Here is a 17,221-nt window from a genome sequence, read left to right as displayed (position 1 = left end):
AATCCTTCGGCGAACGCCGTGACGACGGCTTCGCCACAAGTGACGCTTCAAGCGTAAGACGGCCGTGTGTGACAGCGTGTAAAGGAATGCTACGGGGGTGTAACGAGATGGGGCGCGGGGCCCCGGGGCAATACGCGCGACGTTACGCCTGACGACGCGCAGGCTGGGGCGTCACGCTGCCCCCGCCGCCTAATGCTGGCTGAGCGCGCTGGAAAGCAGCTTGGCCGTGATGTCGACGATGGGAATCACGCGCTCGTAGGCCATGCGCGTCGGGCCGATCACGCCCAACGTGCCGACCACTTCCCCATCGACTTCGTACGGTGCCGTGATGACCGTCATTTCTTCGATCGGGACGAGGCTCGACTCGCCGCCGATGAAAATCTGAACACCCTGCGCCCGGCTCGACACGTCGAGCAGCTGCAGCAGGCCGGTCTTGGACTCGAACACGTCGAACAGCTTGCGCAGTCGCGCCATGTTCGACGACAGATCCTCCACGCCCAGCAGATTGCGCTCGCCCGAGATCAGCAAGCTCTCGCGCGAGGTATCGGCCATGGCGTCGCTGCCCGCCTGAACGGCCGCCTGCATCAAGGCACTCATGTCGGAGCGCAGGGCGTCGAGTTCGCCGCGCAAGCTGGCGCGCACCTCATCGAAACTTTGGCCGCCGAAATGGGCGTTCAGGTAGTTTGCCGCCTCGACCAGTTGCGCTGGGGAATGATCCTTTTCCGTCAGGATGATGCGGTTCTGCACGTCGCCGTCGGGGGTGACGATGATAAGCAACACGCGCTTTTCGGACAGTCGCAGGAATTCGATCTGCCGAAAGATCTGGCTGCGGCGCGGTGTCAGCACCACACCCGCGAACTGCGAGAGATTCGAAAGCACTTCCGCCGCCGACGCGACCAGTTGCTGCGGCCCGGCCGGCTGCAACCGGGTCTGCACCTGCGACGCCAGCTGATGCACGGCATCGCCGAGCGGGCTTACCGTCAGCATGGTGTCGACGAACAGCCGGTAGGCGCGCGGCGTCGGAACACGACCGGCCGACGTATGCGGGCTGGCCACGAAGCCGAGCGCCTCGAGGTCGGCCATCGCATTGCGGATGGTCGCCGGCGACAGATCGAGCCCGGAGTATCGCGATAGCGTGCGCGACCCCACCGGCTGGCCATCGGCGATGTACCGTTCGATCAGGGTTTTGAGTAGCGTTTGCGCACGTTGATCTAGCATGGCGAAAATTGTAACGCGAAATGTACAAGCACGGCGTGCGGCAAACCCCGAGGGGCCGGCAAGGCCGCGCGTGCCGATGGTTGCTGTCATCGACTTATGGTGTAATGGCGGCATGAAAACAGGGAGCCCTTTCAAGACCGTGGCGCTCGTCGGGAAATACCATGCCGACGGCGTTGCCGAACCGTTGCTCACGCTGGCGGCATGCATCGCCCAGCGAGGACATCACGTCATCTTCGAGCGTGATACGGCGCACAACATCGGCGCGGCCGCCGCCCCCTACCGCCCCCTCGATATTCAGGAAATCGGTACGCAGGCCGATGTGGCGGTGGTCATCGGCGGTGACGGAACGATGCTCGGCGTGGGCCGTCAGCTGGCCGCCTCGAAGGTGCCGCTCATCGGCGTGAACCACGGACGCGTCGGTTTCATCACCGACATTCCGCTCGACGAGATGCGGCAGGTCGTGCCGGCCATGCTCGAAGGGCATTTCGAAGCCGAGCAGCGCACGCTGTTGGCCGCGCGTATCGAGCGCGACGGCCAGACGCTGTTCGAGACGCTCGCGTTCAACGACGTGGTGGTGAACCGCTCGGGCATCTCGGGCATGGTCGAGCTGCGTGTCGACGTCGACGGCCGCTTCATGTACAAGCAGCGCTCGGACGGCCTGATCGTCGCCACGCCCACGGGCTCGACCGCCTATGCGCTCTCGGCCACCGGCCCGATCCTGCATCCGCGACTTGGCGGTGTGGTGCTCGTGCCGATCGCCCCGCACGCGCTGTCGAACCGCCCGATCGTGCTGCCGGATTCGAGCGATATCGTCATCACGATCACCGGCGGGCGCGAGGTCGGCGCCAACTTCGACATGCAGTCGTTTGCCGAGCTGCGTCAGGGCGACCGGATTCTGCTGGGCCGCTCCGAACATCAGGTGACGTTCCTGCACCCGGTCGGCTACAACTATTACGCGACGCTGCGCCGCAAGCTGCACTGGAACGAGCATATCTCCGACGAAGATCCGTCGCAGACCTGACTTCACGCCCTCCCCGACCGCCCATGCTACGCAGTCTCTCGATTCGCGATTTCGTGATCGTCGATCGTCTCGACCTGGAATTCTCCGCCGGCTTCACCGTGTTCTCGGGGGAGACCGGCGCGGGTAAATCGATTCTGATCGACGCGCTGGCGCTGGCCATGGGCGAGCGCGGCGACACCAGTATGGTGCGCGCCGGACAAACGCGCGCCGACATTACCGCTGAGTTCGCCGCCGACGCCGAGGCCCGCCCCGATCTCGAAGCCTGGCTGCAGGCGCAGGCGCTCACGCTCGAAGAACACGGCGGCGTGCTGCTGCGCCGCGTGCTCGACTCGGGCGGACGCTCGCGCGCCTTCGTCAACGGCACGCCCGCCACCCTCGCCCAACTGCGCGAACTCGGCGAGATGCTCGTCGACATTCACGGGCAGCACGCCCATCAGCAGTTGCTGCGCCCCGACGCACAGCGCCGCCTGCTCGACGCCCATGCCGGCGCCACCGCGCTCGCGGCGGACACGGCGGCGGCGCACAAGGAATGGCGGCGTCTCGTCAAACGTTGCGAGGAAGCGCACGGGCGCGACCGCGAGCTACAGCTCGAGCGCGAGCGTCTCGAATGGCAGACATCCGAACTCGACAAGCTGAATCCGCAGGAAGGGGAATGGGACGACGTGAGCGCCGAGCATCGCCGCCTGTCGCACGCCGCCAGCCTCATCAACGGCGTGCAAGGCGCGCTTGACGTGCTCGCGGAAGCGGATGGTGCGCTCGTCCCGTCGCTCGGTCACGTAGTGCACCAGATCCGCGAACTGGCCGGGATCGATGCCGGGCTGGCCGACGCACTGGCCGCGCTGGAGCCGGCCGAGATCCAACTTCGCGAAGCCGTGCACTCGCTCACGCATTATGCACAACGCATCGATCTCGATCCGGAACGTCTGGCCGTGGTCGAGCAGCGGCTCGAGGCGCTGCACTCGGCGGCCCGCAAGTTCCGGGTCACGCCCGAGCAACTGCCCGCCGAGCAAGCCGAACGCCGTGCCCAGTTGGAAGAACTGACCGCGTCGCAGGACACGGCCGCCATGCAGGCGGCCGCCGACGCCGCGCACGCAAACTATCTGACGCTGGCGGCCACCTTGTCGAAGGCACGCGCGTCGGCCGCGGCGTCGCTCTCGCGGGAAGTCACGCGCGCCATGCAGGACCTCTCGATGCCGGGCGGACGCTTCGAGGTCGCCCTGAGTCCCACGCCGGAGCCGCAGTCGTTCGGTCTGGAGACGGTCGAGTTTCTTGTCGCCGGTCACCCCGGCGTGCCCACGCGGCCGCTGGCCAAGGTGGCGTCGGGCGGTGAGTTGGCGCGCATCAGCCTGGCGTTGCAGGTGATCGCCAGCAGCGTGAGCCTCACGCCGACCCTGATTTTCGACGAAGTCGATTCGGGCATCGGCGGCGCCGTGGCCGAAGTGGTCGGCCGTTTGCTGCGGGAACTGGGTCAGGGGCGGCAAGTGTTGTGCGTCACCCACCTGCCTCAGGTCGCCGCGCTCGGCCACCAGCATCTGCGCGTGAAAAAACGCAGCGACGGCGATTCGACGATGAGTGAAATCGAGCCGCTCGGTCGCACGGAGCGCGTCGAGGAGATCGCGCGAATGCTCGGCGGCGTCGAGATCACCGCCACCACGCGCAAACACGCGCGGGAGATGCTCGCGCTCTGAGCGCGCACGTTGCCCCCACCGCGCGCCGATCGCTCGCAGGGCAATCACGGGCGGCGATGCATCGTCCGCCCGTGAGCGTCGTCAAACCGGCCCGGCGCTCGCGAACACCGAATCCCACAGCGCCATGACCGCGTCGCGTTCGGCTGCCACATCACTGGCCGGCACGCGGGCCGCTTCCACGCCATCGAGCCGCAACTTGTGCTGGCGTTTGCGATAGATCCGATAAGCAGCGGCTGCACCGTCCGCAAGCGTCGCGTCGATCAGCCCGAGTTGCGCCGCTTCGCGCAACAGCGCGATGTTGCCGGCATTGCGGAGCAGCGACGGATGTGCCCCCGAATGCAGCAGCACCAGGTACTGCACGGTGAACTCGATATCCACCATGCCCCCGCGATCGTGCTTCAGATCGAACAGCGAGGTCGGGTTCGGATGCCCCTCCAACACCTTGCGCCGCATCGACACAATTTCCTGGGCAAGCGGTAGCGCCTCGCGGGGCGTCGCGAGCACCTGCGCGCGGATCTTTTCGAACGTCGCGCCAATCGTCTCGTCCCCGGCACAGAAGCGAGCCCGCGTGAGCGCCTGATGCTCCCAGACCCACGCGGTGTTCGCATTGCCCTCGCGGAACTGGTACTGGCGGAAGCTCTCGACGCTCGTCACCAACAAGCCCGACAAGCCGTTCGGCCGCAGCCGCAGATCGACGTCGAAGAGCGTGCCCGCGCCGGTGTGCGTGGTGAGCCAGGTCACGAAGCGGCGAGCGAGTGCGGCATACGCGTCCGGCGCGCGGTCGTCATCGTCGTCGTAAAGGAAGATCAGGTCGAGGTCGGACACATAGCCCAGTTCCTTGCCGCCGAGCTTGCCATACGCGATGACCGAGAAACGCGGCACCTCGCGGTGGCGCGTGGCCACGTGCGGCCAAACGGTCGAGATCGTCACGTCGACAATGATGTCCGCCAGTTCCGAGAGCCGGTCGCCGATCGCCTCGACCGACAACGCGCCCTGCAAATCGAGCAGCAGGATGCGGAACACCTCGGCGTGATGCGCGCGCCGCAGAATGTCCATCTGCACTTCGACGTTGCCGGCCGCGCCCGACGCATTCAGGCTCAACAGCAACTGTGTTTTGAAAGACGCCCAGTCGAACGGCGCGGCGAGCGCTTCGTCGTCGAGCAGCTCGTCGAGCAATTGCGGGTGACGGATCAGGTAGCCTGCCGCCCAACGCGAGCCGGCCAGCACCTTGACGACGCGCTCCAGCGCGCGCGGATACTCGGTGAGCAGCGCCAGATACGAACTGCGACGGCTGATGGCCGAAAGCAGGTCGAGCATGCGCGCGAGCACGGCGTCGGCCTCGCCCGTGCCCGCCGCGCCTTGCACGGCGCGCTGCACCAGTTGATCGAAGCGGCGCCGGCTGGTTTCGCCCAGCGCCTTGTAGCGCGACGACGTCCAGACGGCGCGTAGCCGGTCGAGGGCACCGTCGGCGTCGGTAAAGCCCAGGCGCGAGAGCTGATGGCCGAGATCGCCCGTCTGTGTCTCGTCGGCCAGACATTCGCTCCACAATTCCGGCGGGCATTCGCATTCGCCCGCCCCCGACGCCGCCGCCTTGCGCCCGCTGCCGCCGGCCTTGTCCGCGAAGATCTCGTCGAACTGCGCGGCGACGAACTCGCGATGCTCGTCGAGCACCGTCATGAAGCTCGCCTCGTCGGGGAAGCCCATGGCGCGCGCCACCGCGAGACGATCGTCGCCGGAGGCCGGGAGGATGTGCGTCTGCGCATCGTCCAGATACTGAATACGGTGTTCGAGCTTACGCAGGAAGACGTAGGCGTTCGCGAGTTCGTCAGCCACATTCTGGGCGAGCCAGCCGCGTCGCGCCGCCACGCCCAGCACGGCGAGCGTCGGCCGCACGCGCAGTTCCGGCTCTTGCCCGCCCCGAATCAGTTGGAACACTTGTGCGGAGAACTCCACTTCGCGAATGCCGCCGCGCCCGAGCTTGATGTCGTTGATGCGTGCCGGCTTGGCGCGCGCGCGGCGCTCCGCCTCGTGACGAATCTGCTCGTGCAGCGCGCGAATCGCGCCGATCACCCCGTAATCCAGGTAACGGCGGAACACGAACGGCTGGACCAGCGCCGCGAGCAGCCGCTCGGTGCGCTTGCCGGGTTCGCTCGCCACCTCAGACACCAGCCGCCCCTTGATCCATGCGTAGCGCTCCCACTCGCGCCCCTGCACGTAGAAATACTCTTCGAGCATCGGCAGGCTGCACACCAGCGGCCCGGAATCGCCATTGGGACGCAGGCGCATGTCCACGCGGAACACATAGCCGTCCGGCGTGAGTTCGGAAATCATGCCGATCAGCTTGCGACCGAGCTTGGTGAAGAATTCGTGGTTCGAGAGCGAGCGCAAGCGGCTCGCCGCCGCCGGGTCGGCGTCGTCGGGCGCCGACGTATCGCCGTCGTCTTCATAGACGAAGATCAGGTCGATGTCCGACGAGACGTTCAATTCGCGTCCGCCAAGCTTGCCCATGCCGACCACGGCGAGCGTCTGTCGCTGCCCTTCCGCATTGCGCGGCACGCCGTGGATGGCTTCGAGCTCGCGCGAGAGGACCGTGATGCCCGCCTGGATGGCGAACTCGGCGAGGGCTGTCATGGCTTCGGTGACCTCGGCCAACTCGGCGCGACCGTCCAGGTCGCGCTGCATGACGGCGCACAAGGCTTCCACGCGCAGCACGCGCAGCGCGCGGGCGAGGCCCGCCTCGTCGACGCCCGCGACCCCCGTGGGCTGCTCGGGCGGCGATAGCTGCGTGCCGGTGATGGCTTCGAAGCGACGGGCGAGCCAACGCGCGTCCACAGGGTGCTCGGCCAAGGCGGGCAATGCCTCGACAAGCGCGGGACGGCTCGCCAGCATGCGCGCCGCGTAGCGCGAGTAGGACGGGATATCGATGGGGTTTTCGGGTGAACTCACTGGCGGGGTTCCGGTCATCAATGAGATTGAAGAGACTTTCGAAGGCTTACCCGTGCGCGATGAAACGCCGGATCACACGTCTGTTTCTCCTACGGCCGGGCCGTCGGGCGGCCTTGGGCTTGTGTTACAGTCTTTGCCACAGAAACTACCACATTCCCTCGTAGACGCGCAGCATGACCGACCGTAAGCCGCCCGCCTCGTCCACCGGCAACCGGTCCTGGTTCTCGTCACTGCCGCGTGGCTTGCGACTGGGCCTGGAATGGCTGCTGGCGCTCGTCGTCATCGCCTATTTCGGACTTGGCGCCGTCGTCCTCACAACCCGGTACGTCATCCTGCCGCGCGTGTCGGACTACCGAGCGCAGATCGAAGCGGCTGCCTCGCGTGCCATCGGCCTGCCCGTCACCATCGGCCGCATCGACGCCGTCTGGCACGGCTGGCACCCTTACCTGACGCTCGAAGACGTTCGCATCACGCGCCGCCCCCCCGCCGCGCGCGCACCCTCGCTCAGCGCTCGAACGACACCCGCGACGCGCGCGGCACGCCCCTCGCCGGACACGCCGCCCGGGGCGCCACCGCCCGCCGAGCCCAGCCTGACGCTCCACCGCCTCGATGCGGTGCTCTCGTGGACCAGCCTGATCCACCTCGACGTGCGCCTGTCGAACCTCACGTTGTCCGAACCCGATCTCACCATCGAACGCCTCACCGACGGCTCGATACTCGTCGCGGGCATGCCGGTGACCGGCGGCGGCGCCGCGACCGACTCGACCGCCGCCGACTGGCTCATGCGTCAGTCGCGCGTCGTGATCCGCAACGGCACCTTGCGCTGGCGCGATGCCACGCGCAACGCGCCCGACGTCGTCGTCACCCAGGTCAACGCCATGCTGCGCAATCGCGGCTTCGACCATCGCTTCGGCATGCAGGCGACGCCGCCGACGGGCATCGTGGCACCGCTCGACATCCGGGCGCGATTCACGAATCCGCTGTTTGCTCGCCCCGGCGAAGTCAAACGGTGGCGCGGTCAGCTCTACGGCGAAGTCGGCACGCTCGACCTGACCGAACTGGCCCGCTACGTCGACTTGCCGGGCAAGGACACGCGCGGTCGCGTTGCCGCGCGGGCGTGGGTCGACTTCGACGATGGGGCGATCACGGGGGCGACGCTGCGCGCCGCGGGAGCGAATACGTCGGTGCAATTGGCCGACGATTTGCCGCCGCTCACCTTCGACGCCACGCAGGGCCGGATCGACGTGACCCGCGTAACGCCCCACGCCGACGCCGGCTGGCAATTGCGCGCCCGCGATCTGACATTGCAAGCCGCAGGCCGGCCGACGCTCGACGCGCCTGATCTGCGCGGCACCTACGCGCCGGGCACGAACGAGCACGGACTGCACGCCACCTTTGCGGGCCGGCGCTTCGACATCGGCGCCGCGATGGCGCTCGTGCCGTCGCTGCCGCTCGCCCCGCAAACACGCGACGCGCTCGCGAGTTTTCGGCCGCGCGGCAGACTGGCCAATTTCGACATCAGCTACCAGGCCCCCAAGCCGCACGGCCCGGGCAACTGGCGCGACCTGCCGGGGATCCGGCAACTGCCGCCCGAGCGCGAACGCTATCGGGTAGTCGCCGACTTTGAAGATCTCGGTGTCGACAGCGCACCGAGCGAGCATCCGCCGGCGAATCCGGGGTCGCCCAATGCGGGACGCCCGGGCTTCGCCAATCTGAGCGGGCACATCGACGCCGACCAGTCGCGCGGCAGCCTGACCCTCAACGCGAAGCACGCCACGCTCGACTTTCCCGGCCGCTTCGACCAGCCGCGCATCGATCTCGATACGCTCACCGCGCGCACGTCGTGGCGCGTCTCGCACTCGGCGACGCAACGCGACGCCCCGGCGGACGTAGCGGTGCGCGTGGATGCCCTGCACCTGCAGAACGCCGAATTGGCGGGCGATGTGACCGGCACGTGGCGCAATGGCGGCAAGGGCAATGGCATCGTCGACCTGAAGGGCAACATTGTGCGCGCGAGCGCCAGCGCGGTGCCGCGCTATCTGCCGACCGACATCGGCGCGAGTGTGCGCGATTATCTGCAACGCGCGCTGCTCGCGGGCACGGTGCAGAACGCACCCTTCGCGGTACAGGGCGATCTCGACGACTTCCCGTACGGCAAGGGCGGCGGCAAGTTCCGCATCGACATTCCGCTGGTCGACGTCACCTTCAACCCGTCGCCGGTGCGCCCCGGCCACACGGAAGTCTGGCCGGCCTTTGACAAGGTGCGCGGCAATCTGCGCTTCGACGCCGACAAGTTGCATATCGCCATCGACAGCGGCACAGTCTTCGGCGTCACGCTCACCCAGGTGGTGGGCGACATCAACGACATCGGACAGGACGATTCCGTGCTCACCCTCAAGGGCGACGCGCGCGGCCCGGCGGCCGACTTCGTGAAATACCTGAACGGCAGCCCGGTGGGGCACTGGATCGGCGACTTTACCGACGAAACACGCGCGAGCGGCACCACACAGCTCGCGATGCAGTTGTCGATGCCGCTCGATCACACCGATCGGTCCAAGGTCACGGGCCGCGCGCGCTTCCTGCGCAACGACATCACACTGCTGAACGGCCTGCCGACCTTCGGCGCCGTGGACGGGGAACTCGCGTTCACCGAGCGCGGCATTTCGCTCGACAATCTGCGCGGCACGTTCCTCGGCGGCGACGTGCGCGCGTCCGGCGGCAGTCGCAGCGACGGCACCATCGCGCTGAACATTGGCGGCACGTTGAGCGCGCAAGGCCTGCGCGACAACCAGGAAAGCGCCTCGCTGGCGCAACTGGCCAAGCGCATGACGGGCGGCACGCCCTATTCGGCAACGGTCACGGTGCGCCAAGGCATGACCGAAGTGGCGGTCCAATCCACACTCGTCGGCCTGGCCGTCAACCTGCCCGCCCCGCTCGGCAAGCGTGCGGAGACCTCGTTGCCCGCACGCTTCACGCTGCGTCCCCAGCCGAGTCCGGGCGGCCGTCGCATCGATACACTCGACTTCGCCGTCGGCAGCGTTCAAGGCAATTACGTGCAAGAGCGTAGCGGCGGGAGTGCCGGAAACCCCGCGCGCGTCGAGGTGCTGCGTGGCGGCATCGGCATCAACCAGCCCGTGCCCGCCCCGCGCGAGGGGGTTCAGGCGGCCGCCCAGTTCGATACGCTCGACGTGGACGCCTGGCGAAGCGTGATCGCGTCGCTCACCAGCGACGCCGGGACCGCCAACGCGCCAGCCCCCCAAAGCGCCCCGGGCACGCCCCCCGCCCCGGCGGGGGCGCCGGCCACGGCCACGACGGCGCGCGACGAGTTCGGCGCGCTCACGCCCTACCTGCCGACGCGTCTCGCCCTGCATGCCAAGCAGGTGCGCCTGATGTCGCGCCAATGGCCGGAACTGGTGGTGGGCGCCCAGCGCAGCGATCGCGACTGGCAGGTCAGTCTGGCCTCCGACCTCGTTTCCGGCTTTGCCGAATGGCATGCGCCCGATGCGAAGAACCCGTCGGGCACGTTGCGCGCGCGGCTCGCGAAACTGGTGATTCCGCGCGAGGACCACGGCAACGATGTTCTCACCCAAGTGCTCGATGAGCCGAGCGACGAGTTCCCGGCCATCGACGTCGTGGCCAATGAGTTCGTGCTGCGCGACAAGCCGCTGGGCCGGCTGCAATTGAACGCGCACAACGATATCGAGGACGGCGTGCCCGTGTGGCAACTCACCCAACTCTCGCTCAGCAACAGCGCCGCCACGCTCAACGTCAAGGGCAACTGGCGCACCTCGCGTCGCCGCGCAGCCCCCGCGGCGAGCGACGACGTGCCGCGCCGCACCGTGCTCGACTTCAATCTCGACGTGAAGGACGCGGGTGGCCTGCTCGACCGCCTGGGGATGCCCAAGACCGTCAAGGACGGCTCCGGGACGGTCTCGGGCCGTTTCGGTTGGCGAGGCGGTCCCGACGCGATCGACTACCCGACGCTCGGCGGCCGTGTCACGATCGATCTCAAGCGCGGGCAGATCCTGAAGGCCGACCCCGGACTGGCCAAGCTGCTGGGCATTTTTTCCGTGCAGACACTCGCCAAGTTCCTGACGTTCAATTTCAGCAGCGTGATCGGCAGCGGCCTGCCATTCGACAGCATCGACGGGAACGCCACGATGCAGGGTGGCGTGGCCAACACCACCGATCTGACGATCAATGCCAATGCCGCGACCATCAGGATCGAGGGTCATACCGACCTCGCGCGCGAGACGCAGGACCTGACCGTGCTGGTGCTGCCGAAGATCAATGCGGCGTCGGCGTCGCTCGCGTGGGCGATTGTCAACCCGGCACTGGGCATCGGTTCGTTTTTCGCGCAACTGGCGCTGGGCGAGCAGCTCTCGCGCACGCTCTCGACGACCTACCATGTGAGCGGATCCTGGGACAATCCCGTCATCGAACAAGCCGACGGCAATAAGAGTAAGATCGTGCCATCCCCGGAAGCGCTGCCCGGCGCGCAAAACAGCGCGCAAGCGTCCGGCATGCGCGGCAACTGAGGGCATTTCCGAGATGCCTGAGACGTTCGATATGCGCCATATGCCGCTTTATTCGCCGAAAATGCCGGAGACACGGTTCCGCGCCACATCCACCGATGACATGACGAGTCCCGACACACCGTCTACCGCACAGTCCACCGCCGCGCCGGCGTTGCCATACGGACATTGGAAGCACGCCTTGCCGGGGTCTTCGATGGCCGCATGGGCCGGTCGGGTGGCGACGCCCTGCGTTTTCCCGAGTTGCCCCGTGCCATGGGCGACGGTACGCTCGGCGTCGTACCCGCGGCCCCTGTCGAGCACGGGCCGCCGCGCATCCGTGCCGCGTGCTGGCGTGCGCGCAGGGCGGCCTGGCGTGCTGCAGGGTTGATTTCGCTATCTCCGCCCTCATCTATCGAACATATTTCCTTGGCCTGACACCGCATGAAAATCATCGACACCGGCATCCAGAACCTGGCCACGGCCCGCGAGCTGCTGCTCACGCCGTACGGCCTTGACGAAAGCCACCTGCAACGCGCACTGGGCGACATCTTCACGCACCGCGTGGACTATGCCGACCTGTATTTCCAATACACACGCAGCGAAGCCTGGAGCCTCGAGGAAGGCATCGTCAAATCGGGTTCGTTCTCGATCGATCAAGGCGTGGGCGTGCGTGCCATCGTGGGCGACCGGACGGCGTTCGCCTACTCCGACGACATCTCCGACATCGCGCTCAAGGACGCCGCCGCGGCCACGCGCAGCATCGCCACGGCCGGACGCGGGCGTGTGAAGGTCGGTAGCAAGCTCTCGAATACCAGCGGGCACGGGCTGTACCTGCCGTCCGATCCGCTCGCCTCGCTCGACGCAAACGGCAAGGTGGCGTTGCTCGAACGTATCGAAAAGCTCGCGCGCGCACGCGATCCACGCGTGTCGCAAGTGATGGCGGGGCTGGCCGGCGAGTACGACGTCGTGCTGGTCGCGCGCAGCGATGGCGTGATCGCCGCCGACGTGCGTCCCCTGGTGCGCGTGTCGGTCACGGTCATCGTCGAATCCAACGGCCGCCGTGAAATGGGCAACAGTGGCGGCGGGGCGCGTCTTGACTACGCGTTCTTCACCGACGATCTGCTCGAAAAATACGTCAAGGAAGCGGTCGACGGCGCGATCGTCAAGCTCGACGCCCGCCCGGCACCGGCCGGCGCGATGACAGTCGTGCTCGGGCCGGGCTGGCCCGGCGTGCTGCTGCACGAAGCCATCGGCCACGGTCTGGAAGGCGACTTCAACCGCAAGGGCTCGTCGGCCTTCTCCGGACGCCTCGGCGAGCGTGTCGCCGCCAAGGGCGTCACGGTGGTCGACGACGGCACACTGTCCAACCGCCGCGGCTCGCTGAACATCGACGACGAAGGCAATCCGACGCAGTGCACCACACTCATCGAAGACGGGATTCTGCGCGGCTATATGCAGGACAGCCTGAACGCGCGTCTGATGAAGATGCCGGTGACGGGTAACGGCCGGCGCGAGTCGTATGCCGCACTGCCGATGCCGCGCATGACCAACACGTACATGCTCGGCGGCGACAAGGATCCCGAGGAAATCATCGCGTCGGTCAAGCGCGGGTTGTACGCCGTGAACTTCGGCGGTGGCCAGGTGGATATTACCAATGGCAAGTTCGTGTTCTCGATGTCCGAGGCCTACATGATCGAGGACGGCAAGATCACGTACCCGGTCAAGGGCGCCACGCTCATCGGCAACGGGCCCGAATCGCTCAAGGACGTCACGATGATCGGCAACGATATGTCGCTCGACTCGGGCGTGGGCGTGTGCGGCAAGGAAGGCCAGAGCGTGCCGGTGGGCGTCGGTCAACCGACGCTGCGCATGGAGAACATGACGGTCGGCGGCACGGCGTAAGGCTGGCGGCGCGTGCCATGTTACGCGTCGGATGGCGCACCGCAAAAAATGCGTCAAGCATAGCAAAGCGCCCGGCTCAAACCGGGCGTTTTCGCGTGTTTTTCGATAAACACGATTATTTGATGCAATTTGACGCCTTGAAATACGTAAAATCCGCGTGTTTTCCAGCCGATTAGCGGCCCCTGCGGTTGCGGCGTCATTCGATTAGGCGTATAAAGTGATTCCAGTGCACGGCAAATGCGTGCAATGCAATGTTGAACACATCTCTCATGACCGCCCATCCGTCTTACTTTTATTTTTTTGCGATTCTCACACCGCTGGCGGAAGGAGAGGGGCAGTTGCAGCAGTAAGCACCGAAACGAATCCTGAAAAACCGCCAGACAGCCTGGCGGTTTTTTTTTGACCCGAATCCCGAGAAACGAACCGCAGTTCGAACTGCGCAGGAGAAATGCCATGCCTCCCCACAACACCGATGATGTCCGTATTCGCGAACTCAAGGAACTGACGCCGCCGGCGCATCTGATTCGCGAATACCCATGCTCGGACAAGAGCGCGGACCTCATCCATCGCTCGCGCGGCGCCATCCACCGCGTGCTGCACGGCATGGAAGACCGTCTCGTCGTCATCATCGGCCCCTGCTCGATCCACGATCCGAAAGCCGCGATGGAATACGCCGCGCGCCTGGTCGAACAGCGCGAACGCCTGAAGGGCGAACTCGAAATCGTGATGCGCGTGTACTTCGAAAAGCCGCGCACGACGGTGGGCTGGAAGGGTCTGATCAATGACCCGCACATGGACAACAGTTTCAAGATCAACGACGGCCTGCGCCTCGCGCGCGACCTGCTTGCCCAGATCAACGAACTGGGGCTGCCCGCCGGCACCGAGTACCTCGACATGATCAGCCCGCAGTACATCGCCGATCTCGTGTCATGGGGCGCCATTGGCGCGCGCACCACCGAATCGCAGGTGCACCGCGAACTGGCATCGGGCCTGTCGTGCCCGGTCGGATTCAAGAACGGCACCGACGGCAACGTGAAGATCGCCGTCGACGCCATCAAGGCCGCGTCGCAGCCGCACCATTTCCTGTCGGTGACGAAGGGCGGCCATTCGGCCATCGTGTCGACCGCGGGTAACGAAGACTGTCATCTGATCCTGCGGGGCGGCAAGACGCCGAACTACGACGCCGCCAGCGTGCAGACCGCCTGCGACGACATCGCCAAGTCGGGCCTGGCCGCGCGCGTAATGATCGACGCATCGCACGCCAACAGCCAGAAGAAGCATGAAAACCAGATCCCGGTCTGCGAGGACATCGCCCGCCAGATCGCCGGCGGCGACGACCGGATCATCGGTGTGATGGTCGAGTCGAACCTCGTGGCCGGGCGTCAGGACCATGTGCCCGGCAAGCCCCTGACCTACGGCCAGAGCATCACCGACGCCTGCATCGACTGGGAAGACAGTCTGAAGGTGCTCGATACGCTGGCCGATGCCGTGCGTGCGCGTCGTCTGGCACGCGGCGCAGGCAATTGATGTGGCGGGCGGCCGGTGGCCGCCCGCTCTGCCCGCCCCGCGAATTCCCGCGGGCCTGGGGCGCGGTCAGCCGGTCGCGTCGTGGTTATGAGTTGCCTTCGGACCGATCGCGCCGCCACAGCACGTCAGTGCCGCCACCGGCCCGATTGAGCACCCGAGCGAGCACGAACATCAGGTCGGACAGGCGATTGACGTACTGACGCGGCGCGGGGGCCACCGTCTCCTCGACGCCCAGCGCCACCATGGCGCGCTCCGCCCTTCGGGCAACGGTCCGGACCACGTGCGCCAGCGCTGCCGCGCGCGTGCCGCCCGGCAGGATGAACTCCTTGAGCGGCGGCAGATCGGCGTTGTAATGCGCCAGCCAGCCGTCGAGCCTGGCCACCTGGGCATCGCCGATCAGCGTGTGACGCGGCATGCTCAGTTCTCCGCCGAGATCGAACAGATCGTGCTGAACGTCGAGAAGCACGGCGCGCACGTCCGGCGGCAAGTCTTCACACAGCAGCACCCCGAGGTGCGAATTGGTCTCGTCGATCTCGCCGATGGCGACGATACGCGGGCTGAACTTGTCCACGCGCGCGCCGTCCCCGAGGCCGGTCTTGCCGCCGTCGCCCGTGCGCGTGACGATCTTGCTCAAACGATTCCCCATCTTCTGCTCTCTACCCCTTGCGGCATCGCTTGCCCGCCAGCACGCAATCCGGCTGCGGGGGCCACTTGCCTTCATCGATTGAAATGCGCCGCGCAGGCCCCGGATGGCCACTTTTCGGGCGATTCCGATGGCGCGCATTGGCGGCAAGTCCGTATGATATGACGCAAAGGGTGGGGAAAAACGCCGCCACAGCGTAAAATCCCCGCTCATAAGGCGTCAGGGCGTGCGCACCGAAGTATTGTCGTTGCACCCCATGCCCGAGACCCCGCCACCGATTTGGAGCCTGCCACCGCCGACCGGCGCTGGCCGCCCGGAGACCCGAAGGAGAAAGCCGTGAATCATCCCCACCTGCCGTTCGCCGCCAAGCGGGCGTTCCCCGACGTGCTGCTCACCGAGCTCCAAGCGCTGCTGGGCGAGCGCGTGAGCACGCAAGCGGCGCTGCGCGAACATCACGGCCGGGACGAGTCTCCGTTCGATCCCATGCTGCCCGATGCCGTCGCCTTCGCGCACAGCACCGACGAGGTGTCGCAGATCGTCAAGCTGTGCGCCAAATACAACGTCCCCATCATTCCGTACGGCGCGGGCTCGTCGCTGGAAGGTCACCTGCTCGCCGTCGAGGGCGGCCTGTCGCTCGACCTCTCGGAAATGAATCAGGTCGTCTCGATCAACGCCGAAGACCTGACCGTCACCACGCAACCGGGCATTTCGCGCAAGGCGCTCAATGAAGCACTGCGCGACACCGGCCTGTTCTTCCCGATCGACCCGGGCGCCGACGCCAGCATTGGCGGCATGTGCGCCACGCGCGCGTCGGGCACCAACGCCGTGCGCTACGGCACGATGCGCGAGAACGTGCTGGCATTGACCGTCGTGCTCGCAGACGGCCGCGTGATCCACACCGGTACGCGCGCCCGCAAGTCCTCGGCCGGCTACGACCTGACGCGCCTGTTCGTCGGCAGCGAAGGCACGCTGGGCATCATTACCGAGGCGACGGTGCGTCTGTATCCGCAGCCCGAGGCTGTGTCCGCCGCGATCTGTGCGTTCCCCACCATGACGGACGCCGTGAACTGCGTCATTCAGACGATTCAGTTGGGTGTGCCGGTCGCTCGCGTCGAGTTCGTCGATGCGCTGGCCGTGCGCGCGATCAACAAGCATTCCAAGCTGACGCTGCCCGAGACGCAAACGCTGTTCTTCGAATTTCACGGCAGCGATGCGGGCGTGAAGGAGCAAGCGCAAACCGTCGAGGAACTGGCCAAGGACAACGGCGGTACCGGTTTCGAATGGGCCACCCGCACGGAAGACCGCAACCGTCTGTGGAGCGCGCGGCATAGCGCGTACTTTGCAATGCTGCAACTCCGGCCAGGTTGCCGCGCGGTGACCACGGACGTTTGTGTGCCGATCTCGCGTCTGGCCGAGTGTGTGGGCGAAACCGAGCAAGACCTGCGGGCGTCGAGTTTGCCCTGCCCGATCGTGGGACACGTGGGCGATGGCAATTTCCACGTCGCCATCCTCATCGACCCGGCCAAGCCTGAAGAGATCGAGGAGGCCGAACAACTCAACCAGCGCATCGTCGAGCGAGCAATTCGCATGGGCGGCACATGCACTGGCGAACATGGCGTGGGCCTGCACAAGATGGGCTTCCTCGTGACCGAGCATGGCGAAGGCGCGATCGACGTCATGCGGGCGATCAAGACTTCGCTCGATCCGCACAATCTGCTCAATCCGGGCAAGATTTTCCAGCTGCACCCGGCGATCTGAA

At 66.5% G+C, this 17,221-nt stretch carries 11 protein-coding genes; 6 read left to right on the top strand and 5 right to left on the bottom strand.

Annotated features, from left to right (window positions below):
* Positions 1-189 precede the first annotated feature (189 nt).
* Positions 190-1,218 carry a heat-inducible transcriptional repressor HrcA gene (gene hrcA / locus PCE31106_RS05045; protein ID WP_017233374.1) on the bottom strand — a complete coding sequence of 343 codons (1,029 nt, stop codon included), beginning with the start codon at positions 1,216-1,218 and terminating at the stop codon, positions 190-192.
* A 112-nt stretch (positions 1,219-1,330) separates the two neighbouring features.
* Between hrcA and PCE31106_RS05040 the strand changes: the two genes are divergently transcribed.
* Together PCE31106_RS05040 and recN are read left to right on the top strand one after the other, a co-directional pair.
* Positions 1,331-2,239, top strand: a complete 909-nt coding sequence (locus tag PCE31106_RS05040; RefSeq protein ID WP_150562595.1) for an NAD kinase — start codon at positions 1,331-1,333, stop codon at positions 2,237-2,239.
* 23 nt (positions 2,240-2,262) lie between these two features.
* A complete protein-coding gene (recN, locus tag PCE31106_RS05035; RefSeq protein ID WP_150562594.1) occupies positions 2,263-3,927 on the top strand; it encodes a DNA repair protein RecN in 1,665 nt (554 codons plus the stop codon).
* Between the two features lie 81 nt (positions 3,928-4,008).
* Here the strand turns inward: recN and glnE are convergent, their stop codons facing one another.
* Positions 4,009-6,891 carry a bifunctional [glutamate--ammonia ligase]-adenylyl-L-tyrosine phosphorylase/[glutamate--ammonia-ligase] adenylyltransferase gene (glnE, locus tag PCE31106_RS05030; protein ID WP_150562593.1) on the bottom strand — a complete coding sequence of 961 codons (2,883 nt, stop codon included), beginning with the start codon at positions 6,889-6,891 and terminating at the stop codon, positions 4,009-4,011.
* 155 nt (positions 6,892-7,046) lie between these two features.
* Between glnE and PCE31106_RS05025 the strand changes: the two genes are divergently transcribed.
* Positions 7,047-11,411 (top strand): YhdP family phospholipid transporter, encoded by a 4,365-nt coding sequence (locus PCE31106_RS05025; protein ID WP_150562592.1) that lies wholly within the window; start codon positions 7,047-7,049, stop codon positions 11,409-11,411.
* Between the two features lie 48 nt (positions 11,412-11,459).
* Here the strand turns inward: PCE31106_RS05025 and PCE31106_RS05020 are convergent, their stop codons facing one another.
* Complete coding sequence (locus tag PCE31106_RS05020; RefSeq protein WP_150562591.1) at positions 11,460-11,711, bottom strand: hypothetical protein; 252 nt, start codon at positions 11,709-11,711, stop codon at positions 11,460-11,462.
* Positions 11,712-11,831: 120 nt separating this feature from the next.
* On the opposite strand from PCE31106_RS05020, the gene tldD reads away from it, so the two are divergent.
* Positions 11,832-13,292 (top strand): metalloprotease TldD, encoded by a 1,461-nt coding sequence (gene tldD, locus PCE31106_RS05015; RefSeq protein WP_017235819.1) that lies wholly within the window; start codon positions 11,832-11,834, stop codon positions 13,290-13,292.
* Between the two features lie 53 nt (positions 13,293-13,345).
* Here tldD and PCE31106_RS05010 read toward each other — a convergent pair whose 3' ends face one another.
* A complete protein-coding gene (locus PCE31106_RS05010; RefSeq protein ID WP_150562590.1) occupies positions 13,346-13,747 on the bottom strand; it encodes a hypothetical protein in 402 nt (133 codons plus the stop codon).
* Here PCE31106_RS05010 and aroG point away from each other — a divergent pair.
* Complete coding sequence (aroG, locus tag PCE31106_RS05005; protein ID WP_017235820.1) at positions 13,746-14,819, top strand: 3-deoxy-7-phosphoheptulonate synthase AroG; 1,074 nt, start codon at positions 13,746-13,748, stop codon at positions 14,817-14,819. The genes PCE31106_RS05010 and aroG overlap by 2 nt on opposite strands.
* An 85-nt stretch (positions 14,820-14,904) precedes the next feature.
* Here the strand turns inward: aroG and PCE31106_RS05000 are convergent, their stop codons facing one another.
* Positions 14,905-15,465 carry a cob(I)yrinic acid a,c-diamide adenosyltransferase gene (locus tag PCE31106_RS05000; RefSeq protein ID WP_150562589.1) on the bottom strand — a complete coding sequence of 187 codons (561 nt, stop codon included), beginning with the start codon at positions 15,463-15,465 and terminating at the stop codon, positions 14,905-14,907.
* A 333-nt stretch (positions 15,466-15,798) separates the two neighbouring features.
* On the opposite strand from PCE31106_RS05000, the gene PCE31106_RS04995 reads away from it, so the two are divergent.
* A complete protein-coding gene (locus PCE31106_RS04995) occupies positions 15,799-17,220 on the top strand; it encodes an FAD-binding oxidoreductase (RefSeq protein ID WP_017235822.1) in 1,422 nt (473 codons plus the stop codon).
* Position 17,221 lies beyond the last annotated feature (1 nt).

Source organism: Pandoraea cepalis, from assembly GCF_902459665.1.
GTDB classification, from domain to species: domain Bacteria; phylum Pseudomonadota; class Gammaproteobacteria; order Burkholderiales; family Burkholderiaceae; genus Pandoraea; species Pandoraea cepalis.
This window is presented reverse-complemented; position numbering and strand designations above follow the sequence as displayed.

Bases quoted from the DNA above. Each gene is read 5' to 3' on its own strand.
- hrcA (WP_017233374.1), bottom strand. From the start codon at position 1,218: ATGCTAGATCAACGTGCGCAAACGCTACTCAAAACCCTGATCGAACGG.
- tldD (WP_017235819.1), top strand. From the start codon at position 11,832: ATGAAAATCATCGACACCGGCATCCAGAACCTGGCCACGGCCCGCGAG.
- aroG (WP_017235820.1), top strand. From the start codon at position 13,746: ATGCCTCCCCACAACACCGATGATGTCCGTATTCGCGAACTCAAGGAA.
- PCE31106_RS05025 (WP_150562592.1), top strand. From the start codon at position 7,047: ATGACCGACCGTAAGCCGCCCGCCTCGTCCACCGGCAACCGGTCCTGG.
- glnE (WP_150562593.1), bottom strand. From the start codon at position 6,891: ATGACCGGAACCCCGCCAGTGAGTTCACCCGAAAACCCCATCGATATC.
- PCE31106_RS05010 (WP_150562590.1), bottom strand. From the start codon at position 13,747: ATGGCATTTCTCCTGCGCAGTTCGAACTGCGGTTCGTTTCTCGGGATT.
- PCE31106_RS05000 (WP_150562589.1), bottom strand. From the start codon at position 15,465: ATGGGGAATCGTTTGAGCAAGATCGTCACGCGCACGGGCGACGGCGGC.
- recN (WP_150562594.1), top strand. From the start codon at position 2,263: ATGCTACGCAGTCTCTCGATTCGCGATTTCGTGATCGTCGATCGTCTC.
- PCE31106_RS05040 (WP_150562595.1), top strand. From the start codon at position 1,331: ATGAAAACAGGGAGCCCTTTCAAGACCGTGGCGCTCGTCGGGAAATAC.